General features: G+C 69.3%; 1 protein-coding gene. It reads left to right on the top strand.

The window, feature by feature from the left end; translation table 11 throughout:
• Window positions 1-44 precede the first annotated feature (44 nt).
• Window positions 45-430 (top strand): ferritin-like domain-containing protein (locus EXE42_RS16995; protein WP_137707062.1); only part of this gene is annotated, 386 nt, incomplete at its 3' end.

The following is a 430-nucleotide window of genomic DNA, read 5'->3' as shown; positions in this document are numbered from 1 at the left end:
CGCTCGCCGGAACGCCTTTCGACCCCCCGGGCGTAGCGTGAGGCATGTCATCCGACCGAGTCGTCGACCTGCTCCGAACGGCGTACGCCGACGAGATCGAGACCGTGATGAACTACCAGACGAACGCGATCGTCCTCGACGGCGTCCGCGCCGAGGAGATCAAGGAGAGCCTCAAACAGGACGTTCAAGAGGAGCTCGGCCACGCCGAACAGCTCAGCCAGCGGCTCAAACAGCTCGACGCCCGGCCGCCCGGCTCCGCCGAGTTCACGGCCGGCCAGGAGTCGCTACAGCCGCCCGAGGACTCCACCGACGTGCTGGCCGTCATCAACGGCGTGCTCGACGCCGAGGAGGACGCCATCGCGACGTACCGAGAGCTGATCGACGCCGCCGAGGCGGCCGACGCGAGCGCGGTCGCCTACCGCTCGCGCGG

Origin of the sequence: Halorubrum sp. SP3 (genome assembly GCF_005435195.1) — an archaeon.
Lineage (GTDB): Archaea > Halobacteriota > Halobacteria > Halobacteriales > Haloferacaceae > Halorubrum > Halorubrum sodomense.
This window is presented reverse-complemented; position numbering and strand designations above follow the sequence as displayed.